Raw genomic sequence first — 25267 nt, forward strand, 5'->3', positions numbered from 1 at the left:
CAGCAGGCGGATCGCGCCACCCGTTTCTTGCGAAACGGGCGGCAAGGTGTCAGCGGGGATCAGAGGGCGTTGAGAAGGGCAGGCGTCGCCCAGCCGTCGGCCGGCATGCCGAGGCGCTGCTGTTCCTTCTGGATCGCGACACGCGTGCCGGAGCCGAGGATGCCGTCGATCTCGCCGACATCATGGCCGAGCGACTGCAGCTTGGTCTGCAGCGCCTTCATCTGGTCGCTGGCGAGCCCCTGTTCCGGCACGCCCTTGAGATAGGGCTCGGCGCCGGAAAGACGCGTGCCGAAATAGGCGGCAGACGTCGTGTAGATAAACGACTTGTTCCATTCGAGATAGATTTTGAAATTCGGATAGGCGATGAAGGCCGGCCCCATGCGGCCCTGCGGCAGGACGAGGTCGCCTTCGAGGTTGCCGAAGGCGGTATTGCCGTCACGCGGCTTGACGCCCAACGCAAACCATTCTCCCGCTTTCATCGTGCCGCCGAGGCCGGATTTCTCCCAGGGCAGGTTATCGGGCAGGGTCACTTCCTGCAGCCAGGGCTGGCCGCGCTCGAAGCCGAGATGCTGGATGAATTTGGCCGCCGTCAGAATGGCGTCCGGACTGCTCTGCTTCAGGCGGATATGGCCGTCACCATCGCCGTCCATGCCATAAGCGATGATGTCGCGCGGCAGCATCTGCACCTGGCCGATCTCGCCGGCCCAAGCGCCGGTATTGGTGGCGGGGTCGAGGTCGCCGTGTTGAACCATCTCGACCAGGGCGATCAGCTGCGGGCGAAAGAGTTCCGGGCGGCGGCAGTCATGCGCCAGCGTCACCAGGGCGTTGCGGGTGTTGAAATCGCCTTGGACGGCGCCGAAATCGGTCTCCATCGCCCAGAAAGCGGTGATGACGCCCGGGGGAACGCCGAATTCCTGCTCGGCGCGGGCAAAGACGTCGGCATATTGCTTCATCTTCTGGCGGCCGATGTCGAGGCGGCCCTGGCTGACGGTGCGCTGGGAGAATTCGAGGAAGGTCTGCTTGAAGACGCCCTGGGCGCGATCCCGGCTCAGCACCTTGGGGTCGATCTCGGCGCCGGCAAAAGCCTCGTCGGCGGCCGCCGCGCTGGCGCCGGCTGCGACCGCATCTTTCTTGACACCTTCGAGGAAGGCGGAGAGATCGCCGCCGCAGGGCGCTGCCGGGGCTGCGTCCGTGGCCTGCTGGGCCGCCGCGCCGCCTGCGAGGGCGAGGGCAAACAGAAGGGCGAGTGCAGAGCGGCTTGCGAGCGAGCGGTGCATGGATACGGTCCTTATATCAAAAATATTGCCGTCGCTTTCACAGATGAATGTGACGGAAGCAAGAAACATCGCAGGACGTTACTAAGAATTTCTATCCTTGGAAACGGCCGCGACCCAGTTGTTCCAGTTCTTTGCGCTGCCGGCAAAGACATTGATATCTGTGGGACCGCTGATGCCGGGGATAACGCCGGTAGAGGTATATTGCCAGAAGGCCCAGCGGCGGTCTGTATAGGTCACCTCAGGGTGTTTTGCCACCGAACGGACCCAGAAATGATAATCCTGGAAGTAGCCGGCGAGATTGTCGCGGTGGAAATCGACCGAGGTGTAGATGATCGGGCGCTTGCCGTAATAGGCCTCCAGCCGGTCCATGAAACGCTGCATTTCGGCGCGTACGGTTTCCGGATCGGGACGGTAGCGGCAGGTCTTCGATTCGGCGTTCCATTCGACGTCGAGCACCGGCGGCAGGCGCATGGCCTCCTTCGGCACGTTGCGGATGAACCAGTCTGCCTGCTGATCGGCCGAAGAGCAGAAATAATAGAAATGATAGGGAGCGTGCGGGATGCCGGCGGCGCGGGCCTCACGCCAATATTCGTCGAAGCGCGGATCGACCCTGTCCTTGCCTTCGGTCGCCTTGATGAAGGCGAAGGCGACGCCGGAATTCTTGACCGTGCCCCAATCGATATCGCCCTGCCATTTGGAGATGTCGATGCCGTGGATCTGGTTCTGCTGCGGATGCTTCGGGCCGAAATCCTGCGGATCGGTGTCCTTGAAACGCATCTTCGGCTTGATCGAAGCCGTTTCGAGATAGTCGTAACCGGAAGAGGTGCAGCCGGCCAGCATGATAGCCAGGGGCAAAACGCAAAACAAAAGCCGGCGCATGGGCGTCCCGTCGTAACTCGAATGATCTCTTTGCCCCACAGCCTGACCTTCGAAAAAGACGAGTCGGCAGAGGAATAACCCTCTTTTCACCATATCAACGTAAAAAATCGGTTAGTTTCAAGCGAATTATCAGCGCTTGCTGATAATGGCCGCCCGCCAGGCATAACCGCCGCCAACGGTATCGAACAGCAATGTCGCGTTGTTTTCATGGGCTTGCGCTTCCAGGACCTCGCGCAAATCGGGCCGCGGAGTGACGTGGAATTTCGCAAGCCAGGCCTGCAGCATGCGCCGGAACCAGCCCGGCAGGCCTTCCTGCTGGCCGAAATCGACGATGTGCAACTGGCCGCCGGGATTGAGTGCGGCGATTGCTGCATCGACGGCGCGCTCCCAGTCGGGGATCATCGACAGGGCATAGGAAATCAGGATGCGGTCGAAGCCGCTGACACCGAATTCGCGCGGCGTGAACGCCGTGGCGTCGGCGACGCGGAAGTCCGGGATCGTCGCCTTGGTGGCGAAGGTCTTGCGCGCCGAAATCAGCATTTCCTGAGAAATGTCGAGGCCGAACAGCTTGGCGGTCGGGAAATGCCGATGGGCGAAGGCCATGTTGCGTCCGGTGCCGCAGCCGACTTCGAGCAGCGTGCCGCCCTCCGGCACGTCGAGCTTGCGGATCGTGCTGTCGCGGCCGAGAAGGTAATATTTGCGGGTGAGGTCGTAGATATGGCGCTGATAGCGGTACATGCCATCCATCAGGCCGGCATGTTCGTCGCTCTTTGCTGCCGTCTCAGTGCCGACCTTGCTCACGCCTTCTTCCCGTAAATGTGGAAGCCACCATAGATTGCCGAGCGATCGAGCGCCGTCAACTCACGCGACTTCTCCTCGAAATAATCCCACTGGTCGCGGATCATCGGCGCCAGGCGGCCTTCGATGATGCTTTTTTCAGCGGCGGTGCGGAAGATCACGCGGGCGCCTTCGCGCGCCGTGCGAGTGATCTCCCGCCAGACGTCGTTCAACTGCTCGTCCGTCATCCAGTCCTGCGCGTCGAGCAGGATATAGCGGTCGCGCGAGGCGGCCGGTTCGCGGGCGAGCAACTCGGTGAAGCTTGCGTGGTGGACGTTGACGCGGTCGACATTGGCGCGGATCACCTGATAGTGCTCCGACTTCAGATAGGTCGGCAGCGGGCCTTCCTCTTCGGTGCCGTAGCGGCGGCCGAAGGCCTGCCAGGCGAAATAGTTGTCGCTCATCGGGAAATGACAGGCGAGCTTTTCCAGGCGGTGCTTCAGCACCGGCGCGATCGAATGATCGGCGGCAAGGCTTGCGAGTTCGTCATATTGCTGCGGCGGAATGCCGAGGCCGAAGAGCGAGCTCTTGCGGCCGGTAATCCAGCGCACGACCGGCTTTTCGAACAGCGGCGCGATCTGCTCGTCGAAGAACTGGCGCTGCTCGCGGATCGAGCGGGTCTTGGTCATCTCGCGCAGCTTGACGCCGTGCAGGCGGGCAAGAAGATGGGCCGCGCCGATGAAGCGGCCGAGCAGGCCGGTTTCGTAGATGTTGCGGTCGAAGACGGTGACGCGGCGACGGCCGAATTTGCGGCCGTTCCAGTAGCTGCGGGTCGCCTCATCGAGGCGGGCAGCGAGATGCTGGTCATAGGCGCGGCTGTTCGACTTCTCGTTCGGCATGGCCAGGAAGCGGACGAGATCGGCGTGGCCGGGAAGATGTTTGAAGGCCGCAAGCTTCAGGCGGTTCAGAGCGATATGGTGCGGGTTGAGGTCGACGACGTCGATCGAGGCCGGCGCCTTGGAGAGATAGGCGAGCATGTTGCAGCCGCCGGAGCCGATGGTGACGATGCGATGGTTGGGCTTCAGCTCCATCGCCTGCATGTCGAGATCCGGATCCTCCCAGATCTGCGGGTAGACGAGGCCGGAGAAGAGAAGACCGAAGAGACGTTCGGAAAAGCCGTCCTTCGAAAAAGCCTTGTGGCGGAGAAGGGCGTCCTTGAGTTTCCGGTTCTTGCGGAAGCCGGCATCCGGTGCAAATTCTGACATGAGTCTGTCACCTTTTTAGCGTTCAGGGCGTGTAGCGCGCCTCTGCTACAGTTTGATGACGTGGGCTGTGGGGCGCCGTTCTTCGGAGACTTCGACCGGCTCGGAAGACCGACCGGGATGGCTCTCCTGGGAAAGTGATCGGGACGACAGGCCTTCTTGGCTTTGGCCCCTTTTCGGCGCCTGCGATTCCTGCTTCTCTCCCGGCATGGAGGAATGCCATGCGATTTGTCCTGCGTATCCTGAAGGCGCTTGCTCTCCTTGTCGTTCTCGTCGTCTTCGTCGCCGCCGGCTGGCTTTTTATTCAGCCGCCGGAACTGCTGCGTGTCGGTGACGGTTACGCCGCCAAGATCGTCTGCTCCAACGTCTTCATCGCCGGTCGCGGCGCCGAGGATGTGCTCCATGACGACGTTCAGGCGCCCGGAAATCCGCTGCTGCGGCTGATACGCGTCAGCGTTGACCACGACAAGGAACGGGTGACGGCGCGCTTCATGGGGCTGTTTGCGCCAAGTTATGCGCTCTATCGCGGCGCCTTCGGCTGTACGAGCGTGCCGGACGGCGATTTCGAGGCGGCGGCGAAGGCCGTGCCCTTCGATGCGCCTGTTAAAATGGAGACGAGCGACGCCTTGTGGCCGGAGGGCGAGGGCACCGGCAATCCGGCGGACGGGAAGATTGCCGCACTGCTTGCCGATCCCGGAATTGCCGGCCCGGCAATGCGGGCGATCGTGGTGGTGCACAATGGCCGCGTCGTCGCTGAAGCCTATGGCCCCGGTTTCTCGGCGAAGACTCCGCTGATCGGCTGGTCGATGACGAAGACGGTGAACGCTGCGATTCTCGGCCGGCTGATGCTCGACGGCAAAATCTCCTTCGACGACGACGAACTGCTGGCGCAGTGGCAGAAGGATGCGCGCGCCAAGATCAAGGTGTCCGACCTGCTCGGCATGGAGAGCGGCCTTGCCTTCAACGAGGATTATGGCGATGTCGCCGATGTGACGCGCATGCTCTATCTCGATCCAGACATGGTGTCGCTGCCGGCCAATGCACCGATGGAGGCGCCGCCCGGCCAGCGCTTCCGCTATTCGAGCGGCACGGCCGTGCTGTTGTCGCGCATCTGGATGGACAGGGTCGGCAATCCACAGGCGGGCTTTTCCTATCCGCACGACGCGCTGTTTTCGCCGCTCGGCATGACGAGTGCGGTATTCGAACTCGATGCGCGCGGCACGTTTGCCGGCAGCTCCTATCTCTATGCGACGGCGCATGACTGGGCGCGCTTCGGGCAGTTCCTGCTGCAAGACGGCGTGTGGAATGACCGGCGACTGTTGCCGGAAGGGTTCGTCGGCGCCATGCGCACTCCGACGGTGGCTTCGAACGGACGTTATACGCAGGGCCAGGCCTGGCTCGCTCCTGGCGGCTCAAGCGCGGCGTTCGGACTGCCGGAGGATACGTTTTGGTTGACGGGGCATGACGGGCAGAGCATGGCGATCGTGCCCTCCGCCAATCTGGTCGTCGTCCGGCTCGGCCTGACGCCGAGCTGGCTCGGCTATCAGCCGCAGGTGCTTCTCAAGAAGATCCTGGCGGCCTTGCCGCAAGCGGGGGAGCCACAACAGCAGGCTGGGTCGCAGCAACAGCCGCAGCCGCAGCCATAGGCTGCGATCGCCGTCTCAGCAATGCTCGATGTCAGTAATTACCCTGGGCGATGTCGGTCATGCCCTTGCGCTTGGCGTCGTAATAATAGCCGCGCGCATAGAGGCGGACGGCATCGTCTTCCTTGCTGTCGGAGACGAGCCAGGCGCCACGCAGATATTTGGCGGCATATTTGATGTTGGTTTCGGCATCGAAGAGCCCGCCCGGGGCGCCGTCATAACCCATTGATTTGGCGGTGTTGTATTTGATCTGCATCAGGCCGAAATAGCCGCGCTTGTTGTAGGCCTTCGGATTGTAGCGGCTCTCGCGATGGACGATGCGGTGGAGCAGCGTCTCGGGAATTTCGTAGATCTTCGAGTATTTCTGGATGAGCTTGGTGACGAAGCTCTTCTCCACTGTCGGCGCGTCGTCTTTGTCGTCGTCGCTGAACATCGGGGGTGCCGTCGGCGGATCGATCGGCCCGGATTCGTCGAAACCGTAGTCCATGCTGGCACGCGGCGTGGTGTCGACGGCGGCAAGTGCTGCAAGCGCGCTGTTCTGCGGTGTCGCGGCAAAGGCAAGCTGCGTCGTCGGCTGTGCCGGCGTTCCCGGACGCGGCGTCGGCACGACGGACTGGATTGCCGTCATCTCGGGCGTCAGCGGGATCTGCGCATAGGCTGCAGGCTGTATGCCTGCCTGCATGGCGAGGTCGGTAGACTGAGAGGCTGTTACGGTTGGCATCGCCGTCGCAGTCAGGGAGGGGGATGGCTGGGGAATGGTGGCGCCGGCAACCGCCTGACCGGCAGCACCTTCGGCTGTCGGGATCGCGGCGAGTGTTTCATCTTCGCCGGGTTTCGGCATCGGCACCACGGTCTGGGCGGCAGTCAGTTCGGCCTGCGATGTGTATTCGACGCTCGTGCATCCCGTCATCACACCGCAGAGTATCGTGGAAACGACAAGACTGCGTTTCAGGCCGGATAATCCGATCGCTACCATTCCGCCACTTTCGTGAAATCGCGCCGCCCCGGCTGCGTATAAAAGTTACCAAAAACCTTAAGCCCTGGTGACCCCATTAACCTATTCGTGGCATTCCGGCAACCACGCAATATTTCTATGCTGCAATACGGCGATACCCGGCGGTTACGGCGCCTGCAGCGATCAGCAGGGTGCCTCCCGTTCGGTTTACGGCGCGCTGGATGCTCGCCTTGCGAATCAGTCCGCGCGCGGTATGGGCGAGAAACGCGTAGGTGGAGGCGTTGAGGATCGCCAGCACGAGGAAGGTCGCTTCCATGATCGCCATCTGGCCGACGAAGGGCAGGGCCGGATTGAGGAACTGCGGCACGAAGGCGACGAAGAAGATGATGCTCTTCGGATTGAGGGCGGTGACGACATAGGCGTGGAGGAAGATCTTGAGCGACTTTTCCTCCGGCAGATTGTCGTTGTCGGCAACCGGTTCGCCGATGATGGGAGCCCGCCAGAGCTTGACTCCCAGATAGATCAGGTAGGCGCCGCCGATCCACTTCAACACGGTGAAGAGGGTGGCGGAGGCGGCCAGAACGGCACCGAGACCGAAGAGGGAAGCCGTCATCGCGGTGAAGTCACCAAGCGCCACGCCGCTCACCGTCGCAAACGCCGTCCTGCGCCCATGACCGAGCGCATAGGAAACGACGAGCAGTATCGTCGGCCCCGGTATGGCCAGCATGATGGCCGATGCCGCCGCAAAAGCGAGCCAGGCTTCAAATGACATGGTGTCTCCTCCTATTCCTCAGGAACAAGCAAAGACATCATATTAACCATCCGTCAATCACGCTTCTTTGTATTTCTGACCTATATTGTCCATGACTTCGGCAAACCATGCCGTCGACAGGTCAAAAGCCTTGCCGCCCTTGATGCGCGGGAATTCTATAGTGCGCAACTTACCGTTCTGCGCTTCGTCATGGCCGGTGACGCCGGAGACTTTATTGAGCGCGCTTTCGACGGCGAGATCGACCATGCTCTGGATCAGCCTGAGGTCGTCGCCGTTGGCCGGCGCCGAGCGGGCGAAATAGCCTGATTTCTGCACAAGGGAACGTTCGGCATTCAGGAGGTTGGCGAACTGCTTCTGGAACCAGGCGCCGACATTGATCGTGTCGATCTTCACATGGCCGAAGGCGTCACGCTTGACGGTTTCGCCGGCGGCTTCCCGCTCGGCGACGATGGCGTCGAGGCAGGCGCCTTCCGAGACGAAGACCGTGGCGTGGCCGTTGCGGTCCATGCTTTCCTTCAGGCGGGCGGCCTCGGCGTCGAGGTCGAAGGCCATCTCAGGCAGGTAGACGGCGTCGATGCTCTTCAGATGCGCATCCATCATCAGGCCGTCGACATACTGGTTGCGGCTGGTGCGCTGGAGATAGGCGCGGGCGGTGGCGGCCGTCAGCCAGCCGCAATGGCGGCCCATGACTTCGTGGATGACGAGGGTGCGGGGTGCGGCCGTCTGCTCGTTGCTGACATTGTCGAAGAAATGCGCGCCGACTTCGGCGGCCGTCCAGGCGCCGAGCGACTGGCGGATCGGGACGACGTCGTTGTCGACCGTCTTCGGCAGGCCGACGACGGTGAGATTGTAGCCGTTGGCGGCGAGGTAGGCGGCAAGGTCGGCGGCTGTGGTGTTGGTGTCGTCGCCGCCGATCGTGTGGAGAATGGTGATGCCGTCATTGGCAAGGCGTTCGGCGGCGACCCGCAGCGGGTTCTCGCCTTCCTTGACCAGGCCGCGCTTGACGCAGTCGGCGGCATTGGTGAGCTTGACGCGGCTGTTGCCGATCGGCGAGCCGCCGTAACGGTGCAGCAGCGGCGCCTTTTCGCGCATCTCGCGGGTGATCGCGATGCTGTCGCCGGTGAGCACGCCCTGGTATCCGGACTTGTAGGCGACGATATCGAGATCGGGCGCGACGTCGCTATAGCGTTCGATGAGACCGCCGACGGCGGAAGAAAGACAGGGTGCCAGGCCTCCGGCGGTCAGCATTGCGACTTTCTGCTTGGCCATGATCCCTCCTATGGCGTTTCGGTGCGGTGGCGTTAGCTAACGCATGGATGCGGCAGGGAAAGGGGCCTGTAAAGTAAAGAATTTACGAAAAATGCGCCTTTATGCCGAGTTGGGCCGCGAAGATGGCAGGAAGTAATGATATAATCGTTTCAAGCCCGATCTGCGTGTCGGGAACTGTTGTGGAAATTTCCGTCGCGCACTCCGGATTCACCTGCACGGGCGATGCGCCGGCGATCGTCAGCCGTTGCCATACGAGATGAAAGCGGGCGCCGTGAATCGTTTGCTGCGGTGCGACAATTACCAAATCGTGAAAACTGTGTTCGGCCCTACGACCAATAGTCGCCTTGCAAAGGCTGCGATTCTTTGGTCAAGCTGTTTGCTATAAGTTGACAAGTCTGTGAGATTTTCGATGTCCTTCTGGGAAAAACTGTTGAATGCCATTGGCAATACCGCGGGCAATGCGTTGTCTGCGGTGGTCGAGGCTATCCGTACGGTTTTCGAAGGCGATCCCGAGACCCGGCGTAAGGTGGCTTTCTCCGTGGCGATCATCGCGCTGTCGGCCAAGATGGCCAAGGCCGACGGCATCGTCAGCGAGAAGGAGGTCGAAGCCTTCCGCGAAATCTTCGAATTCCCTGAGGATCAGGCCAAGAACGTCGCCAGGCTTTACAACCTCGCTCGCCAGGATGTCGCCGGCTACGAAGCCTATGCCGAACGGCTCTCCACGCTCTGCGTTACCTGTGCGGCCAATTGCCCGGTGCTGGAAGACGTGCTCGACGGCCTCTTCCACATCGCCAAAGCCGATGGGCTGATCCACGAGAAGGAACTGAATTTCCTGCACCATATCGGCGAGATCTTCCAGATGAGCGAAACCCGCTTCGAGCAGATCGCCGCCCGCCACGTCTCGTCCGGCGGCGATCCCTATAAGGTGCTCGGCGTCTCGCCTTCGGATGATTTCCCGACCATCCGCCGCCGTTACCGTGGCCTCGTCAGCGAACATCATCCCGACAGGCTGATCTCGCGCGGCGTGCCGAAGGAATTCCATGTCATCGCCAATGAACGCATGGCGGCGCTGAATGCGGCCTATGCGGCGATCGAGAAGGAACGCCGCGCCGCATGACCTCTTTCGAGGCCGATTGCAGGAGCGCCCGCGTGCAGCCTTCGCCGAACCACGGCGAGCGGGCAGACGGGCGCCGTCCGGATATGATCCTGCTGCATTATACCGGCATGCCGACGGCAGATGGTGCGCTCGACTGGCTCTGTCGCGCCGAGAGCCAGGTTTCCAGCCATTATTTCGTGCATGAGAACGGCGAGGTGGTGCAGCTCGTGCCGGAAATACGGCGTGCCTGGCACGCGGGAAAAAGTAGCTGGCACGGCGAGACGGATATCAATTCGCTGTCGATCGGCATCGAGATCGCCAATGCCGGCCATCCCGGCGGGCTCCCGGATTATCCAAAAGAGCAGATCGCCGCGGTGATTGAATTGTGTCGCGACTGTGTCAAACGTTGGTCGATCGCGCCGGAACGGGTGCTTGGGCATTCCGATGTCGCCCCGATCCGCAAGGTCGATCCGGGCGAGAAATTCCCCTGGGCCGAGCTCCACCGGGCGGGTGTCGGGCACTGGGTCGAGCCGGCAAAGATCACCGGTGGACGGTTCTTCCAATGCGGCGATGCCGGCCAGCCTGTCGAAGCGCTGCAGTCGATGCTGTCGCTCTATGGTTACGGCACTGAAATTACAGGCGAATTTTCCGAAAAAATGGCGGGCGACGTGGAGGCTTTCCAGCGCCATTTCCGGCCCGAAAGGGTGGATGGCATCGCCGATTTCTCGACGATCGACACGCTGCACCGGCTGCTATCGACGCTGCCGCGTTATTCCTGATCGGAACAGCCTGATATCAGGAGCGGATTCCTCGCGGCCGGCGAGAAAACCGCCTCGCCACATCATTTCCCTATTATCTCCTCATTGCGATGGTCTAAGGACGCCCGCTGAACAGCGCTCACGGCTGTTTTCAAGTGTAACCATGAGCGCCAAATGAAACGATAAGAATTGCTACGGAACGCGATCAGTCCTTGCTCGCGTGTGACCGAATGACGGCGAGGCGCGCAGTCCTGCAATTCTTTGGGTCGGAGTGAAGAGACTATATGAAGAAGTTGATTGTTGGCGCTGCGGCGTGCTTCGGCATGCTGCTGGCGGGGTATAACTTTGCCTCGGCGAATGATGATTGGGGCGTCAGGGCGCAAACCATCCCGCTGAAGACCGTCGACCGCCAGAGTGGCTATGCCATGCCCGACTTTTCCGCCAGCATTCCCTATGCCGCGCTGATCAATAAATATGCCGCCGAATACGACGTGCCCGTCGCACTCGCCCAGGCTGTCGTACGCGTCGAGAGCAATTTCAATCCGAATGCCCGCGGCAGTGCCGGCGAAGTCGGCCTGATGCAGATCAAGCCGGCGACGGCGCGGATGATGGGATATTCCGGCACGAGGAAGGGCCTGTTCGATCCCGAGACCAACATCAAATACGGCATGAAATATCTGGCGGCCGCCCATCAGCTCGGCGGCGGGCAGACCTGCAACACGATCCTGAAATACAATGCCGGCCATGCCGCCACGCGCATGAACCCGGTGTCGAAGACCTATTGCGGCAAGGTCCTGGCGATGCTCGACTGAGCATAGCTCGGCGCGTCCCGGCAAAATTGCCTTGCGGCAATTTTGCCGTATGATGGAGCGCACTTGCCGTGATATTCCGCCTTGAAAACAAGGTGGGACATGGCAGTCGATTTCAGCTTCATCATCATCGGACGCGGCATGATGGGTGCCGCCGCCGCACGGCATCTCTCCTCAATGGCCGACGGCATCGCGCTGATCGGCCCGCGCGAGCCGGAAGAGCGCAAGGCCCATCATGGCGTCTTCGCCAGCCATTACGACGAAGCCCGCATCACCCGCACCTTCGATGGCAATCTGGCCTGGGGAAGCTTCGCCGCCCGCGCGCTCGACCGCTACCGCGAGATCGAGGCAAAGAGCGGCATTTCCTTCTATTCTGAGGTCGGCTGCCTTTTTGCCGGCCCGACCCCGACGGATGAGCAGGACTATATCAACCGGGCGCTGTCCGTCAGCCGGACGCTCGGCAGCGATATCGAGACCATCGCGCCGTCGGAACTTCGCCAACGTTTTCCCTATCTTGCCATCGATCCTGATTTCACAGGATATTTCGAGCGCAGACGCGCCGGCTACATCAACCCACGGGCGCTGGTGCGGGCGCAGGTTACGCTTGCCGAGCAGGGCGGCGTCTCGCTGATCGAGGCAATCGCGACATCCGTGCGTGATGCCGGTTCCCATGTCGAGGTGACAGCCGGCGGCAGATGCTACAGCGCCGAGCGCGTGCTGGTGGCCGCCGGCGGTTTCAGCAATTTCCATGCCCTGCTGCCGCGTCCGGTCGATACCAGGGTCATGGCGCGCACGGTGGCCTTCTACGAGATCGGTGAACGCGAGATGGCTGTTTTCGCGGACATGCCGTCGACGATCGTGCTCGGTGACCGGGAAGAGGATCACATCTATATCCTGCCGCCGGTGCGTTATCCCGATGGCAAAACCTATCTGAAACTCGGCGGCGACACCGAGGCGCTTTCTTTCGAGCGGTTGGAGGATGCCGGCGCGTGGTTCCGTTCCGACGGCAGCGCCGCTGAGCGCGATCATCTCTCGCGTGTCGCCTTGCAGTTGATGCCGGAGCTTGCCGGCTGCCGCGTGACCTCGGCGCCCTGCGCGGCGAATTTCACGCCGACCGGTTATCCCTATGTAGGATATACGCAGTCGCCGCGTATTGCGGTGCTGACCGGCGGCAATTTCGTTGCAGCCAAATCCTCCGACGAACTCGGGCGCCTCGGAGCGGTGCTGCTGGCGGAAGGGCAGCTCGGGGATGAGGATTTCGGCCGCGAACTGACGCCCGTTTTCGCCTAGGAGGACATGATGGCAGTCGATTTCAAATATATCGTCGTCGGACGCGGGCTGATGGGGGCGGCGGCGGCGCGGCATCTGGCGCGGCAGGCGGACGGCGTCGCGGTGATCGGCCCGGACGAGCCTGGTGATCGCAAGGCGCATCAGGGCGTCTTCGCCAGCCACTACGACGAGGGGCGCATCACCCGCACCATCGATCCCGACCGCAATTGGGCGCTGCTCGCCAACCGCTCGATCGGCCGTTATGGCGAGATCGCCCGCGACAGTGGCGTCGACTTTTATCGCGAGGCAGGCTGTGTTGTCGTCGCGCCGAGGGCAAGCGATTATCTCGAGAGAACCCGGCAGGCGGCCGTCTCGCTCGGCGTCGAGACCCGCCTTCTCGATGGAGCGGGCCTGAAGGCTGCCTTTCCCTTCTTCGCCTTTCCTGATGATGGCGCCGGTGTCTTCGAGGTGAGAGGGGCCGGCCATATCAGCCCGCGCAAGCTGGTGAAGGCGCAGTCGCTGCTGGCGGAAAAGGCGGGCGCCACCATCATTCGCGACCACGTCGTCTCGATCCGCAGCGAGGGCGGCTTTGCCGTCGTCAAGACATCAGGCGGCCTGACCTATCGTGCTGAAAAGGTGCTGCTGGCGGCGGGCGGATTTTCCATTGCCGAGAATCTGTTGTCGCGGCCGGTTGCCCTGACGGTTTATGCCCGGACCGTGACGCTGTTCGAGGTGAGCGAGACGGAGGCGGCGCGCCTAGCCGCCATGCCGTCGCTCATTGTCGATACGCCCGACATCCATATCTACCTGCTGCCGCCGATCCTTTATCCCGACGGCAAATTCTACCTGAAGATCGGTGGCGACCCTGACGATGTGACACTCAGCGACGATACGGAAATGCGTGCCTGGTTCAAGACGGAAGGGCGCGACAGCGTGCGCGCGCATCTTCAACGCATCGTTGCCGGTCTGGTGCCTGATCTGGCGCCGCTTTCGATATCGACGGCGGCCTGCGTCGTGTCGCAGACGGAAAGCGGCTATCCGATGATCGGCTACACCTCGTCGCCTGAGATCGCGGTGTTGACGGGCTGCGCCGGCACGTCGGCCAAGAGCTCCGACGAAATCGGCCGGCTTGGGGCTGAGCTGCTTTTGTCGGGCAGAATCAGCGAACAAGGCTACTCCACGGATTTCACACCGCAATTTCGATAAATAATTTTTGATTTCGATAGCAATTGCCATCTCTCTCGTTTATGGGACCCCTGCCAGTTGGCCGGGCAGCCGCGCTTTACCAATGCCGAAAGGCGGTAGGGTGAGGAAAGTCCGGGCTCCACGGAAACAAGGTGCCGGATAACGTCCGGCGAGGGCGACCTCAGGGAAAGTGCCACAGAAAGCAAACCGCCTGTCATGACAGGTAAGGGTGAAAGGGTGGGGTAAGAGCCCACCGCATCTCCGGCAACGGAAATGGCACGGTAAACCCCACCGGGAGCAAGACCGAATAGGGATGACGCGGCGGGCCGAAAGGCCTTCCGGCCGGTTTCCAGGCCAGTCATCCGGGTGGGTTGCGCGAGGCAGCGTGCGAGCGCTGTCCCAGAGGAATGGCTGCCACGTTCCGGTTCACGCCGGAGCCATACAGAACCCGGCTTACAGGCCAACTGGCGATTAACTTTTGTGGCGCGGAAAACCCACGATTTCAGACATCACTTCCATATAAGCCTCTGAAATCGAATGATTTCAAGCGGATGCTCATGCAACCCCGCGAGTGGAAATTCTTTTTGCGAAAGTGTGGTTGCGCGCCTCCTGCGGGAGGGTGATCCTAACCCTTTGTTAAACTTAACGGCTTATAAATTTTTGATCATGCGTCTATTGCAAAACGGGCGCATCCCATTGACGCCCATATGGTCCCATGCTATCCCAAATGCGCACTGCACCAGGGCAATCATTTGCCCATTCATCGCAAAGCAAAGGCGTCTTCCTCTCCGGAAGCGTCGGACGGGTTTTTGCTCATCCGGCTTGCGAAGCTGTGTCTGATATTGGGAGTTTCGGGCGTCTTTTTGTCCGGATCCCTGCGGGAACGGATGTTTCGTGTAATGAGCCGCTTCCTATCGAACGCGACCAACAGGATCGATGCCAAGGGCCGGGTTTCCGTGCCGTCGGCGTTCCGTTCCGTGCTGGCGCAGCGCAATGTCCAGGAGCTCTATTGCTTTCAGGATTTTGTGTTTCCGGCGATCAGCGTCGGCGGTCCGGATCTTCTCGAGAGATTCGAACGGCAGATTGCTGCGGAGGATCCGTTTTCGCCGGATGCGAACGAGATGTCGCTTCTCATTCATGGAGGCGGGGTCTTCATGAAGCTCGACGCCGAGGGGCGGCTGATGGTCACGGATTTCATTCGCGGCTTTACCGGCATCTCGGACGAAGTGACTTTCGTCGGTCGGGCGGATCATTTTCAGCTGTGGCAGCCGCAGGCTTTTGTGGCTGCGCAGGCGCAGGCACGAGGGGAACGCAAGCTGGCGGGCAAGCGTTCCTGAAAGAACGAGGAAACGGAATGGTGGCGAATCCTGGCGGAGGTTCAACTGATGCCGGTGGCGGATCGGTTCGTCACATTCCCGTTCTTCTCGAAGAGGTCCTTGCGGCGCTGGCGCCGGCTTCCGGCAAACTCATCCTCGACGGTACATTCGGTGCGGGCGGTTACAGCTCGGCCATCCTGGCGGCCGGCGCCGAGGTGATCGCGCTCGACCGCGACCCCACGGCGATTGCGGCTGGCCAAGCAATGGTCGCCGCCCATGGCGGCCGTCTCAAGCTTATTCATTCGCAGTTCTCGCATCTTGCCGATCATGCGCCGCGAGGCGGGCTCGACGGCGTCGTGCTCGATATCGGCGTCTCCTCCATGCAGATCGACGAGGCGGAACGCGGCTTCTCCTTCCAGAAAAACGGACCGCTCGACATGCGCATGTCGGCGACAGGCGTTTCGGCCGCCGATGTCGTCAACCGCGCCAAGGTCGCCGATCTCATCCGCATCTTCCATTTTCTCGGCGAGGAAAGCCAGGCGCCGCGCATCGCCCATGCGATCGAGAAGCGCCGCGCCGAAAAGCCGTTCGAAACGACACGCGATCTCGCCGGTCTCATCGAGCTCGTCACGCCGCGCAAGATGAAGGACAAGATCCATCCGGCAACGCGCGTCTTCCAGGCGCTGCGCATCTTCGTCAACGACGAGCTTGGCGAGCTGGCGCAAGCGCTGTTTGCGGCGGAGACGGCGCTGAAACCCGGCGGGCGGCTCGTCGTCGTCACCTTTCATTCGCTCGAAGACCGCATCGTCAAGAAATTCTTCTCCGACCGCGCCGGCAAGGCGTCGGGTTCGCGGCATCTGCCGGTCGCGCATGAACGGGCGGCAACCTTTGCGGCCATCGGCAAGCCGATGGTTTCGGCAAGCGAGGCGGAGGCGGAGATCAATCCGCGCGCCCGCTCCGCCAAGCTGCGCGCCGGCCTGAGGACGGACGCTGCGGCCGAGGCCGCGGATATGTCGCTCTTCGGGTTTCCCAATCTTGCCAGCCTCGGAAAGCTTGGTGGTTGATATGCTGAAAACCTTCGATCTCGTGCTCATCGGCGTCATGACGGCCACCGCCGCCGTGACCTACACGATCAAACATCGCGCCGAATTGAAGCTCGAGGAGGTTCATCGCCTCGAAGCCGAGATCAAGCTCGAGAAGGATACGATCGACCTCCTCAAGGCCGACTGGGCGCTGCAATCGCAGCCGAACCGGCTGGAGCGGCTGGTCAAGGCCTATAATGACGAATTGCAGCTGCAGCCGACGGCGTCGACGGCGCTGGTGCATGCCAAGGAATTGCCGATGCTGAAATCCGAGGTTCCCGTGCCCGACGTGACGGAGGCCAAAGCCAACGGCGCGGCCGGAGCGGGCGCCAAGGGCGCGACCGTGGCCAGCGCCAAAGGCGCGACTGGTACCTCCAAGATACAGCCCATTCCCCAGCCTGCGCCGCGTGGCGCGGCGGAGCCGCACGGCGCAGTGGCGCCTGATGGCGGGGCGGAGGACGACGCAGGCGCAGACGAGATCGAAACGGGGTCGGTGGAATAATGTCGTTTCTTTCCCGCATCATGGTTTTGAAGAGCCAGGCGCATTTCTCCGCCGGCGTCTATAACCGGTTCGGCGGTCCTTCGCCCGCCGGCCTGGCGATCGAGGGATCGCGCAAGAAAAAATCAGGACAGGCGAAAAGCCGCGTCGGCCTGCTGATCCTGGGCTTCATGGGTGTCTACGTCATTATCGGCGGACGTCTCGTCGAATATGCGATGAAGGATCAGGAGGTCGTCTCCAGCATCCTGCCGCCCGACCGGCTGATGGCCTCGCGCCCCGACATTCTCGACCGCAACGGCGAGGTGCTGGCGACCGACATCCGTACCGTCTCGCTGTTTGCCGAGCCCAACAAGATCGTCGATGCCGATGAGGCGGTCGAGAAACTTGCAACGGTGCTGCCCGAACTCGACGTCAGGGACACCTATAAGAAGCTCTCGGTCAAGACCTCGCATTTTGCCTGGCTGCGCCGGCAGCTGACGCCGAAGCAGCAGAGCCAGATCCTGGCGCTCGGCATTCCCGGCATCGGCTTCCGTCCGGAGAAGCGCCGTTTCTATCCGGGCGGCTCGACCGCCGCGCATATCCTCGGCTACGTCAACATCGACAACCGCGGCGTCGCCGGCATGGAGAAATATATCGACGACCAGGGACTTGCCGATCTCGCCTCGGTCGGCATGACCAGTGACCAGCCGCTCGAGCCGGTGCGGCTTTCGATCGACCTGCGCGTGCAGAACATCGTCCGCGACGCGGTCGTCAACGCCGTCAACAACTTCCAGTCCAAGGGGGCGGGAGCCGCCGTCATCGACGTGCACACGGGAGAAGTGCTGGCGATGGCGTCGGCGCCGGATTTCGATCCGAACGATCCGCAGGAAGGCGCCAAGGAAGGTTGGCTCAACCGGATGACCAACGGCACCTTCGAAATGGGCTCGACCTTCAAGACCTTTTCGCTGGCCATGGCGCTCGACACCGGCAAGGTCAAAATGACCGACAGTTTCGACGCCAGCAAATCGATCTATATCGGCGGCTTCACCATCCACGATTTTCACGGGCAGCGCCGCTGGCTGACCGTCCCCGAGATTTTCCAGTATTCTTCGAATATCGGTACGGCGCGCGTCATCGACATCGTCGGCATCGACGCGCAGAAGGACTACCTGACCAAGTTCGGCCTGTTGACGAAGATGCAGACCGAGCTGCCCGAAGTGAAGATGCCGAGCCAGCCGCGTGTCTGGAAGAAGATCAATTCGATCACGATTTCCTTTGGCCACGGCGTCTCGACGACAGCGCTGCAGACAGGGGTCGCCGCCGCCGCCCTCGTCAACGGCGGCAAGCTGATCGAGCCGACATTCCTGCCGCGCACGCGCGAACAGGCCGATCAGATCGCCACGCAGGTGATCAAGAAGTCGACCAGCGACAACATCCGCTATCTCCTCGACTTCAACGGATACAAGGGATCCGGACGTGTCGCCCGCGTGCCGGGCTTTGCCGTCGGCAGCAAGACCGGTACCGCCGACAAGGTGGTGAATGGGCGTTATTCGGCGACGCTGAATTTCAATTCCTTCATTGCCGCATTCCCGATCAATGATCCCAGATACGCCGTGATCACCTTCTGCGACGAGCCGAAGACCGGTGAGAAGCAATATGGCGGAACGATCTCTGCCGGTACGGCCGGCCCGATCGCTCGTGAGATCATCAGCCGCGCAGCCCCCATTCTCGGCATCGAGCCGAAATTCGGGGAGGGCGGTTCGGCCTTGCTGGTGTCTTATTGAGTGTGAATGAATATCGACGCCGATTCGCGAGGGGTGAACCGGCTTCAAGAGAGAAAAGTGCATTCGATGAAATTGCGAGACCTGGCCGGAGATCAGTTTCCGGAACTTGAAGCACAGCTCGAAGGCCCGGCAGGCTTGATTGATATCTCAGGCCTGTCTTCGGATAGCCGCAAGGTGACGCCGGGCAATGCCTTCGTCGCAGTCGCCGGCACCAAGGCGGACGGCGTGGGTTTCATCGCGGATGCCGCCGGCCGCGGCGCTGTTGTCGCGATCGCCTCTCAAGCTATCGATGCTTCCATCCCGGTGCTTGCGGTCAAGGAACCGCGCCGCTTCCTTTCCATCGCCGCCTCGCGTTTCCACGGCAGGCAGCCCGATACCATGGTCGCCGTCACCGGCACGGCGGGCAAGACTTCCGTTGCCTCCTTCGTCAGGCAGATCTGGGCGCATGCGGGCCATGCGGCCGCGATGATCGGTACGACGGGGGTCGTCTCGCCGACGCGCAACGAATATGGCTCGCTGACGACGCCCGATCCGGTGTCGTTGCACGAGCTGCTGGCGGAACTCGCCGAAGAAGGCGTGACGCATGCCGCGATGGAAGCTTCCAGCCACGGCCTCGACCAGTGCCGTCTCGACGGCGTCAAGCTTGCCGCCGCCGCCTTCACCAATCTCGGCCGCGACCACATGGATTATCATCCGACCGTCGAAGCCTATATGGCCGCCAAGATGCGGCTTTTCGATACGCTGCTGCCGAAGGGGTCGCCGGCGGTGATCTTCGCCGACGATCCGTGGTCGGCGCAGGCGATCAAGTCGGCGACCGATGCCGGTCACGACGTTCGTACCGTCGGGCGAAAGGGCAATTATCTTTCCTTGAAGCGCGTCGAGCACTTCCGCCACAAGCAGACGGCCGAGATCCATATCGGCAGCGAGATCTTCGAGGTGGACATTCCGCTGGCCGGCGATTTCCAGGTCGCCAACGCGCTTGTTGCGGCAGGGCTTGCCATGTCGACTGGCGTGGCCGCGAAGGTTGCGATGGCGGCGCTGGAGAAGCTCGTCGGCGCCTCCGGCCGTCTCGAACTCGTCGGCCATACGAAAGATGGCGCTCTCGCCTATGTCGACTATGCCCACAAGCCGGATGCTCTGGAAAACGTGCTGGGCTCGGTGCGACCCTTCACCACCGGCCGCGTCGTCGTCGTCTTCGGCTGCGGCGGCGACCGTGACCGCGGCAAGCGGCCGATCATGGGCGAAATCGCCTGCCGGCTTGCCGACGTCGTCATCGTCACCGACGATAATCCGCGTTCGGAGGAACCGGCTTCGATCCGGGCGGAGATCATGGCGGCAGCAGGCTGCGCCTCGGAAATCGCCGATCGCGCCACGGCGATCCGCGAGGCTGTGGGCATGCTGAGATCCGGCGATACGCTGATCGTCGCCGGCAAAGGGCATGAGGAAGGGCAGACGATCGGCGGCGTCACCTTGCCGTTTTCCGATCATGCGGAGGTGCGCAAGGCCTTGGAGGAACTGAAATCTTGAGCTGGCTCTGGACGACCGAAGACATGATCGCAGCGATGGCGGGGCGCCCCTTCGGCACTCTGCCCGAAGGCATCACCGGCATTTCCATCGACAGCCGCTCGATTACTCCAGGAGAGGCTTTCTTCGCGATCAAGGGTGATCGTGTCGACGGTCACGATTACGCGTCGATGGCGATGGCGAACGGTGCCTCCCTTCTTGTCGTCAGCGAGGCGAGGCTTCCGGCCATGGGTCGGCTGACGGTGCCGATGATCGTCGTGGAAGATGTGCTTGCGGCACTCGGCCGTCTCGGCCTTGCCTCGCGCGAGCGCTCGAAGGCCCGGATCATCGCGGTGACGGGATCTGTGGGCAAGACGACCACCAAGGAAATGCTGCGGCATGTGCTGTCGCCTTCCGGCAAGGTGCATGCTTCCGTCGCCTCCTTCAACAATCATTGGGGCGTGCCGCTGACGCTGGCGCGCATGCCTGCGGATACGGATTACGGCGTCTTCGAAGTCGGAATGAACCATCCCGGCGAGATCCGGCCGCTGGTGGCGATGATCCGTCCCGATGTCGCCATCATCACGACGATCGCGCCGGCGCATCTCGGCAATTTCAAGAACATCAAGGAAATCGCCGCCGCCAAGGCCGAGATCTTTGAGGGACTTGAACCCGGCGGCCATGTTGTGCTCAACCGCGACAACGACCAGTTCAATTTCCTCGACCGCACGGCGCAGTCGCTCGGCATCGAGCATATCCATTCCTTTGGCCAGCATGCCAAGGCCGAATTCCGGCTCGCAGAGTTCAATGGCTCCGACGAGAATTCGACGCTGTGGCTGACGATCGGCGGCGAGACGCTGGAGGTCGCGATCGGCGCGCCCGGCCGCCATATCGCCGAGAATGCGCTGGCAGCCCTCGGGGTCGTCAGGATCGTCGGCGCCGACATGGAGAAGGCGATCGAAGCGCTTGCGACGCTGAAGCCGGAAAAGGGCAGGGGCAAGCGCCACCGGCTTTCGATCGGCGGCGGCAGCTTCACGCTGATCGACGAGAGCTACAATGCCAATCCGGCCTCGATGCGTGCGGCGATCGCACTCTTGGCTGCCTCCGAGCCGACCGGCCGCGGACGCCGTATCGCCGTGCTCGGCGACATGCTGGAGATGGGCGACTATGCGCAGAAGGTCCATACCGACCTCGCCGTGCCGCTGCTTGCTGCCGGCATCGAATATGTCTGGCTCGCTGGAGCCGAGATGGCTGCGCTCAAGGAATCGCTGCCGGAGAGCGTCCATGTCGAATATCGCGAGAACACGAGCGAATTGACGGATTATGTATTGAACTCGGTCGCGCCAGGCGACGTGTTGATGGTGAAATCGTCTCTGGGCATCGGTTTCGGCAAGATCGTCGCCGCGCTCCTTGACAAGTTCCCGTCATTTGCCGACACGCAACGCGAACTTTGATCGGGTAAACAAGGGGCCCTGAATGCTGATCTGGCTTGTCGAACTGTCGGAATATTTCAAGTTTCTGAACCTGTTCAGATATATTACCTTCCGCACAGGGGCCGCTCTCTTCACCTCAGCGCTGATCGTCTTCCTGTTCGGACCGACGATCATCAACTCGCTGCGCATCCGGCAGGGCAAGGGCCAGCCGATCCGCGCCGACGGGCCGCAGACGCATTTCAAGAAGGCCGGCACGCCGACCATGGGCGGGCTGATGATCCTCGCCGGCATCGTCGGCGCGTCGCTGCTCTGGGCCGATCTTTCCAACGTCTACGTCGTCGCCACCTTGCTGGTGACGCTGGGCTTCGGTGCGATCGGCTTCTACGACGATTATCTGAAGGTCACGAAGCAGAGCCATATGGGCTTTTCCGGCAAGGCGCGCCTCGGCATCGAATTCGTCATTGCCGGCATCGCCGTCTATTTCATGATGCGCACCGCTCTTGCCTCGGGAATTGCCGGTTCGACCTTCGGCTCCTCGATCGCGTTTCCCTTCTTCAAGGACTTCATGATCAATATCGGCATCATGTTCGTCGTCTTCGGCGGTTTCGTCATCGTCGGCGCCGGTAATGCCGTCAACCTGACGGACGGCCTCGACGGGCTTGCCATCGTGCCTGTCATGATCGCCGCCGCCTCCTTCGGCGTCATCGCCTATCTCGCCGGCAACGTGGTGTTTGCCAACTACCTGCAGATCAATTTCGTGCCCGGCACCGGCGAGCTTGCCGTCGTGCTTGGCGCCGTCATCGGCGCCGGCCTCGGCTTTCTCTGGTTCAATGCGCCGCCGGCCGCCATCTTCATGGGTGACACCGGGTCGCTGGCGCTCGGCGGCACGATCGGCACCGTCGCCGTCGCCACCAAACACGAGATCGTCATGGCGATCATCGGCGGCCTTTTCGTCATCGAAACGCTTTCGGTCATCATCCAGGTGGGCTTCTTCAAGATGACCGGCCGGCGCGTCTTCCTGATGGCGCCGATCCATCATCACTTCGAGAAGAAAGGCTGGACCGAAAGCCAGGTGGTGATCCGCTTCTGGATCGTCGCCGTCGGCCTTGCCATGCTCGGCCTCTCGACGCTGAAGCTGCGGTGAGGCGGCGATGATCCCGGTCACGACGTTCAAGGACAGGAAGGTCGCGCTCTTCGGGCTCGGCGGCTCCGGCTTTGCCACCGCCCGGGCTCTGATATCAGGCGGCGCCGATGTGACCGCCTGGGACGACAATCCCGACAGCGTCGCCAAGGCCGCGGCCGAAGGCATCCGGACGGAAGACCTGCACACCATCGATTGGAGCCAGCAGGCGCTGTTCGTGCTGTCGCCCGGCGTGCCGCTCACCCATCCGAAGCCGCATTGGACCGTCGATCTTGCGCGCGCGGCGGGCGTCGATATCGTCGGCGATGTCGAGCTCTTCGTGCGCGAGCGCCGCGCCCATGCGCCCGATTGCCCCTTCATCGCCATAACAGGCACCAACGGCAAGTCGACCACCACGGCGCTGATCGCCCATATCCTGAAATCATCAGGCTACGACACGCAGCTCGGCGGTAATATCGGCACGGCCGTGCTGACGCTCGATCCGCCGAAGACCGGGCGCTACTACGTCGTCGAATGCTCCTCCTACCAGATCGATCTGGCGCCGACGCTGAACCCTTCGGCCGGAATCCTGCTCAACCTGACGCCCGATCATCTCGACCGTCACGGCACGATGCAGCATTATGCCGATATCAAGGAACGGCTGGTCGCCGGCAGCGATGTCGCGATCGTCGGTGCCGACGACAGCCATTCTGTCTTGATCGCCGACCGCGTCGAGCGGGCGGGTGTCAAGGTGGTCCGCATTTCGCGCCGGAACGTGGTGGCTGACGGCATTTATGCCGAGGGCACGAGGCTCATCCAGGCCGCCGGCGGCGCCATGCTGCCTTTCGCCGATCTCGACGGCATCCAGACGCTGCGCGGCAGCCATAATGCGCAGAATGCCGCCGCCGCCGTCGCCGCCTGCCTTGCCGTGGGAGTTTCCGCCGCCGACATCCGCGCCGGGCTCACCTCGTTTCCGGGACTGAAACACCGCATGCAGCCGGTCGGCCAGCGTGGCCGCGTCGTTTTCGTCAACGATTCCAAAGCCACCAATGCCGATGCCGCCGCACCCGCGCTCTCGAGCTACGATCGCATCTACTGGATCGCCGGCGGTCTGCCGAAGGCAGGTGGCATTACGACGCTTGCTCCCTATTTTCCACGCATCGCCAAGGCCTATCTGATTGGTGAGGCGGCGGCGGAATTCGCTGCGACGCTCGGCGAGGCCGTGCCTTACGAGATCTCGGGTACGCTGGAGCGCGCCGTCGCGCACGCTGCAGCCGATGCCGAGCGCGACGAAAGCGGTGCTTCGGCCGTGATGTTATCCCCGGCTTGCGCAAGCTTCGATCAGTATAAGAATTTCGAAGTCAGGGGCGATGCCTTCGTCGGCCACGTGGCAGCGCTTGACGGGATTGCGATGCTGATCGGTCCGGCAACAGGAGAGAAATGACATGGTAAGCCGTGCGGAGCGTGGGCCTCTGGCCGATTGGTTCTGGACCATCGACCGCTTCTTCCTGGCGATGTTCATCTTCCTGATGGGCATTGGTTTCATGCTGTCGTTCGCGGCTTCTCCAGCGGTTGCCGAGCGCATCGGGCTCGAACCCTTCCATTTCGTCAAGCGCCACGCAGCCTTCATGATCCCCTCGATCGCCGTCATGCTCGGGCTGTCGTTCCTGACGCCACGCCAGGTGCGGCGAACCGCGATCCTGATCCTGATCATCTCGATCGCCATGATGGTGCTGGTGCTGTTCGTCGGCCAGGAGGTCAAGGGCGGCAGGCGCTGGATCTGGATCGCTGGCCTTTCCATCCAGCCGTCGGAATTCATGAAGCCGGCCTTCGTCGTCGTCTGCGCCTGGCTGTTTGCCGAACATGCGCGCCAACCGGAAATCCCCGGCAATCTCTTCGCCATCATCCTGTTCGGCATCGTCGCCGCCCTTCTCATCGCGCAACCCGACCTCGGCCAGACCATCCTGACGACGGCCGTCTGGGGCGGGATGTTCTTCATGGCCGGCATGCCGTGGATCTGGATCATGCTGCTCGGCATCGGGGGCGCCGGCGGCCTGCTCAGCGCCTATTACGTCTTCCCGCACGTCGCCGGCCGAATAGACAAGTTCATGACCGGCGAGGGGGACACGTTCCAGATCGATACCGCCCGCGAAGCGATCATCCGCGGCAGCTGGTTCGGCCAGGGACCGGGCGAAGGTATCGTCAAGCGCATCATCCCGGATGCCCATACCGACTTCATCTTCTCGGTCGCGGCCGAGGAGTTCGGCATCGTCTTCTGCATGGCGCTCGTTGCGCTGTTTACGGTGCTGGTCTTGCGCGGCCTCTCGCATGCCTATCGGGAGCGGAACGATTTCAACCGTTTCGCCGTCGCCGGCCTGGTGCTGCAGATGGGCATCCAGTCGATCATCAATATCGGCGTCAATCTCGAACTGCTGCCGGCCAAGGGCATGACGCTGCCGCTGATTTCCTACGGCGGCTCGTCCATGGTGGCGATCTGCGTCACTGCCGGCTTCATTCTGGCGCTGACGCGCCATCGACCGGAAAAGCGTGCGCAGGACCGGAGCCTCTTCCGCGTCCCGCACGGCATGCCGGCGGAGTAG

Annotated in this window: 22 protein-coding genes and 1 other RNA gene; 16 read left to right on the forward strand and 7 right to left on the reverse strand. The window is 62.2% G+C overall.

Annotation, left to right across the window (positions count from 1 at the left end):
- Positions 1–59: 59 nt before the first annotated feature.
- The 4 genes from EEQ99_RS07955 to EEQ99_RS07970 all read right to left on the reverse strand — a co-directional run bounded on the left by EEQ99_RS07955 (position 60) and on the right by EEQ99_RS07970 (position 4198).
- On the reverse strand, positions 60–1277 hold the full coding sequence (locus EEQ99_RS07955; RefSeq protein WP_028756316.1) for a lytic murein transglycosylase: 1218 nt from the start codon (positions 1275–1277) through the stop codon (positions 60–62).
- Positions 1278–1358: 81 nt separating this feature from the next.
- The gene (locus tag EEQ99_RS07960; protein ID WP_028756315.1) at positions 1359–2156 is read right to left on the reverse strand and encodes a glycoside hydrolase family 25 protein; all 798 of its coding nucleotides are present in this window, start codon (positions 2154–2156) and stop codon (positions 1359–1361) included.
- 129 nt (positions 2157–2285) lie between these two features.
- Complete coding sequence (locus tag EEQ99_RS07965; RefSeq protein WP_029867945.1) at positions 2286–2957, reverse strand: class I SAM-dependent methyltransferase; 672 nt, start codon at positions 2955–2957, stop codon at positions 2286–2288.
- Complete coding sequence (locus EEQ99_RS07970; protein ID WP_029867946.1) at positions 2954–4198, reverse strand: BtaA family protein; 1245 nt, start codon at positions 4196–4198, stop codon at positions 2954–2956. Before EEQ99_RS07970 ends, EEQ99_RS07965 begins: the two co-directional genes overlap by 4 nt.
- A gap of 218 nt (positions 4199–4416) precedes the next feature.
- Here EEQ99_RS07970 and EEQ99_RS07975 point away from each other — a divergent pair, with 218 nt between their 5' ends.
- The gene (locus EEQ99_RS07975) at positions 4417–5841 is read left to right on the forward strand and encodes a serine hydrolase domain-containing protein (RefSeq protein ID WP_029867947.1); all 1425 of its coding nucleotides are present in this window, start codon (positions 4417–4419) and stop codon (positions 5839–5841) included.
- A gap of 31 nt (positions 5842–5872) precedes the next feature.
- Here the strand turns inward: EEQ99_RS07975 and EEQ99_RS07980 are convergent, their stop codons facing one another.
- The 3 genes from EEQ99_RS07980 to EEQ99_RS07990 all read right to left on the reverse strand — a co-directional run bounded on the left by EEQ99_RS07980 (position 5873) and on the right by EEQ99_RS07990 (position 8834).
- On the reverse strand, positions 5873–6814 hold the full coding sequence (locus EEQ99_RS07980; RefSeq protein ID WP_063474582.1) for a lytic transglycosylase domain-containing protein: 942 nt from the start codon (positions 6812–6814) through the stop codon (positions 5873–5875).
- Between the two features lie 115 nt (positions 6815–6929).
- Entirely contained in the window at positions 6930–7565 is a 636-nt protein-coding gene (locus EEQ99_RS07985; RefSeq protein ID WP_029867949.1) for a LysE family translocator, read from the reverse strand.
- 57 nt (positions 7566–7622) lie between these two features.
- Entirely contained in the window at positions 7623–8834 is a 1212-nt protein-coding gene (locus tag EEQ99_RS07990; RefSeq protein ID WP_029867950.1) for a pyrophosphate--fructose-6-phosphate 1-phosphotransferase, read from the reverse strand.
- Between the two features lie 409 nt (positions 8835–9243).
- Here EEQ99_RS07990 and EEQ99_RS07995 point away from each other — a divergent pair, with 409 nt between their 5' ends.
- From EEQ99_RS07995 to ftsW, 15 genes are all read left to right on the forward strand, one after another.
- Positions 9244–9951 (forward strand): J domain-containing protein, encoded by a 708-nt coding sequence (locus EEQ99_RS07995; protein ID WP_029867953.1) that lies wholly within the window; start codon positions 9244–9246, stop codon positions 9949–9951.
- On the forward strand, positions 9948–10709 hold the full coding sequence (locus tag EEQ99_RS08000) for an N-acetylmuramoyl-L-alanine amidase (protein WP_029867954.1): 762 nt from the start codon (positions 9948–9950) through the stop codon (positions 10707–10709). Before EEQ99_RS07995 ends, EEQ99_RS08000 begins: the two co-directional genes overlap by 4 nt.
- Positions 10710–10972: 263 nt before the next feature.
- Positions 10973–11500: a lytic transglycosylase domain-containing protein gene (locus tag EEQ99_RS08005; RefSeq protein ID WP_029868443.1), complete on the forward strand. Its 528-nt coding sequence runs from the start codon at positions 10973–10975 to the stop codon at positions 11498–11500.
- A gap of 99 nt (positions 11501–11599) precedes the next feature.
- Positions 11600–12787, forward strand: a complete 1188-nt coding sequence (locus EEQ99_RS08010) for an NAD(P)/FAD-dependent oxidoreductase (RefSeq protein ID WP_029868444.1) — start codon at positions 11600–11602, stop codon at positions 12785–12787.
- A gap of 9 nt (positions 12788–12796) precedes the next feature.
- On the forward strand, positions 12797–13972 hold the full coding sequence (locus tag EEQ99_RS08015; RefSeq protein ID WP_063474583.1) for an NAD(P)/FAD-dependent oxidoreductase: 1176 nt from the start codon (positions 12797–12799) through the stop codon (positions 13970–13972).
- A gap of 53 nt (positions 13973–14025) precedes the next feature.
- Positions 14026–14423: RNase P RNA component class A (gene rnpB / locus EEQ99_RS08020), an RNA gene on the forward strand.
- A 427-nt stretch (positions 14424–14850) separates the two neighbouring features.
- On the forward strand, positions 14851–15288 hold the full coding sequence (gene mraZ / locus EEQ99_RS08025; protein WP_024320776.1) for a division/cell wall cluster transcriptional repressor MraZ: 438 nt from the start codon (positions 14851–14853) through the stop codon (positions 15286–15288).
- A gap of 17 nt (positions 15289–15305) precedes the next feature.
- The gene (rsmH, locus tag EEQ99_RS08030; RefSeq protein ID WP_063474584.1) at positions 15306–16331 is read left to right on the forward strand and encodes a 16S rRNA (cytosine(1402)-N(4))-methyltransferase RsmH; all 1026 of its coding nucleotides are present in this window, start codon (positions 15306–15308) and stop codon (positions 16329–16331) included.
- Between the two features lies 1 nt (position 16332).
- On the forward strand, positions 16333–16851 hold the full coding sequence (gene ftsL / locus EEQ99_RS08035) for a cell division protein FtsL (protein ID WP_063474585.1): 519 nt from the start codon (positions 16333–16335) through the stop codon (positions 16849–16851).
- Positions 16851–18611: a peptidoglycan D,D-transpeptidase FtsI family protein gene (locus EEQ99_RS08040; protein ID WP_047610954.1), complete on the forward strand. Its 1761-nt coding sequence runs from the start codon at positions 16851–16853 to the stop codon at positions 18609–18611. The genes ftsL and EEQ99_RS08040 overlap by 1 nt, the downstream gene beginning before the upstream one ends.
- Before the next feature lie 6 nt (positions 18612–18617).
- Positions 18618–20138 carry a UDP-N-acetylmuramoyl-L-alanyl-D-glutamate--2,6-diaminopimelate ligase gene (locus EEQ99_RS08045; RefSeq protein ID WP_063474586.1) on the forward strand — a complete coding sequence of 507 codons (1521 nt, stop codon included), beginning with the start codon at positions 18618–18620 and terminating at the stop codon, positions 20136–20138.
- Positions 20135–21568, forward strand: coding sequence for a UDP-N-acetylmuramoylalanyl-D-glutamyl-2,6-diaminopimelate--D-alanyl-D-alanine ligase (locus tag EEQ99_RS08050; RefSeq protein ID WP_063474587.1), 1434 nt, complete (start codon positions 20135–20137; stop codon positions 21566–21568). Before EEQ99_RS08045 ends, EEQ99_RS08050 begins: the two co-directional genes overlap by 4 nt.
- A 22-nt stretch (positions 21569–21590) precedes the next feature.
- Positions 21591–22691 carry a phospho-N-acetylmuramoyl-pentapeptide-transferase gene (mraY, locus tag EEQ99_RS08055; protein WP_003541415.1) on the forward strand — a complete coding sequence of 367 codons (1101 nt, stop codon included), beginning with the start codon at positions 21591–21593 and terminating at the stop codon, positions 22689–22691.
- Positions 22692–22698: 7 nt separating this feature from the next.
- Entirely contained in the window at positions 22699–24111 is a 1413-nt protein-coding gene (gene murD, locus EEQ99_RS08060; RefSeq protein WP_097542148.1) for a UDP-N-acetylmuramoyl-L-alanine--D-glutamate ligase, read from the forward strand.
- Position 24112: 1 nt separating this feature from the next.
- Positions 24113–25267: a putative lipid II flippase FtsW gene (gene ftsW, locus EEQ99_RS08065; protein ID WP_047610942.1), complete on the forward strand. Its 1155-nt coding sequence runs from the start codon at positions 24113–24115 to the stop codon at positions 25265–25267.

This window comes from Rhizobium anhuiense, assembly GCF_003985145.1.
In the GTDB taxonomy this organism is placed as follows: Bacteria; Pseudomonadota; Alphaproteobacteria; order Rhizobiales; family Rhizobiaceae; genus Rhizobium; species Rhizobium anhuiense.

Coding starts and splice junctions, on each gene's coding strand:
- EEQ99_RS07955 (WP_028756316.1), bottom strand. CDS start 1,277: ATGCACCGCTCGCTCGCAAGCCGCTCTGCACTCGCCCTTCTGTTTGCC.
- EEQ99_RS07960 (WP_028756315.1), bottom strand. CDS start 2,156: ATGCGCCGGCTTTTGTTTTGCGTTTTGCCCCTGGCTATCATGCTGGCC.
- EEQ99_RS07970 (WP_029867946.1), bottom strand. CDS start 4,198: ATGTCAGAATTTGCACCGGATGCCGGCTTCCGCAAGAACCGGAAACTC.
- EEQ99_RS07975 (WP_029867947.1), top strand. CDS start 4,417: ATGCGATTTGTCCTGCGTATCCTGAAGGCGCTTGCTCTCCTTGTCGTT.
- EEQ99_RS07980 (WP_063474582.1), bottom strand. CDS start 6,814: ATGGTAGCGATCGGATTATCCGGCCTGAAACGCAGTCTTGTCGTTTCC.
- EEQ99_RS07985 (WP_029867949.1), bottom strand. CDS start 7,565: ATGTCATTTGAAGCCTGGCTCGCTTTTGCGGCGGCATCGGCCATCATG.
- EEQ99_RS07990 (WP_029867950.1), bottom strand. CDS start 8,834: ATGGCCAAGCAGAAAGTCGCAATGCTGACCGCCGGAGGCCTGGCACCC.
- EEQ99_RS07995 (WP_029867953.1), top strand. CDS start 9,244: ATGTCCTTCTGGGAAAAACTGTTGAATGCCATTGGCAATACCGCGGGC.
- EEQ99_RS08000 (WP_029867954.1), top strand. CDS start 9,948: ATGACCTCTTTCGAGGCCGATTGCAGGAGCGCCCGCGTGCAGCCTTCG.
- EEQ99_RS08005 (WP_029868443.1), top strand. CDS start 10,973: ATGAAGAAGTTGATTGTTGGCGCTGCGGCGTGCTTCGGCATGCTGCTG.
- EEQ99_RS08010 (WP_029868444.1), top strand. CDS start 11,600: ATGGCAGTCGATTTCAGCTTCATCATCATCGGACGCGGCATGATGGGT.
- EEQ99_RS08015 (WP_063474583.1), top strand. CDS start 12,797: ATGGCAGTCGATTTCAAATATATCGTCGTCGGACGCGGGCTGATGGGG.
- mraZ (WP_024320776.1), top strand. CDS start 14,851: ATGAGCCGCTTCCTATCGAACGCGACCAACAGGATCGATGCCAAGGGC.
- rsmH (WP_063474584.1), top strand. CDS start 15,306: ATGGTGGCGAATCCTGGCGGAGGTTCAACTGATGCCGGTGGCGGATCG.
- ftsL (WP_063474585.1), top strand. CDS start 16,333: ATGCTGAAAACCTTCGATCTCGTGCTCATCGGCGTCATGACGGCCACC.
- EEQ99_RS08040 (WP_047610954.1), top strand. CDS start 16,851: ATGTCGTTTCTTTCCCGCATCATGGTTTTGAAGAGCCAGGCGCATTTC.
- EEQ99_RS08045 (WP_063474586.1), top strand. CDS start 18,618: ATGAATATCGACGCCGATTCGCGAGGGGTGAACCGGCTTCAAGAGAGA.
- mraY (WP_003541415.1), top strand. CDS start 21,591: ATGCTGATCTGGCTTGTCGAACTGTCGGAATATTTCAAGTTTCTGAAC.
- murD (WP_097542148.1), top strand. CDS start 22,699: ATGATCCCGGTCACGACGTTCAAGGACAGGAAGGTCGCGCTCTTCGGG.
- ftsW (WP_047610942.1), top strand. CDS start 24,113: ATGGTAAGCCGTGCGGAGCGTGGGCCTCTGGCCGATTGGTTCTGGACC.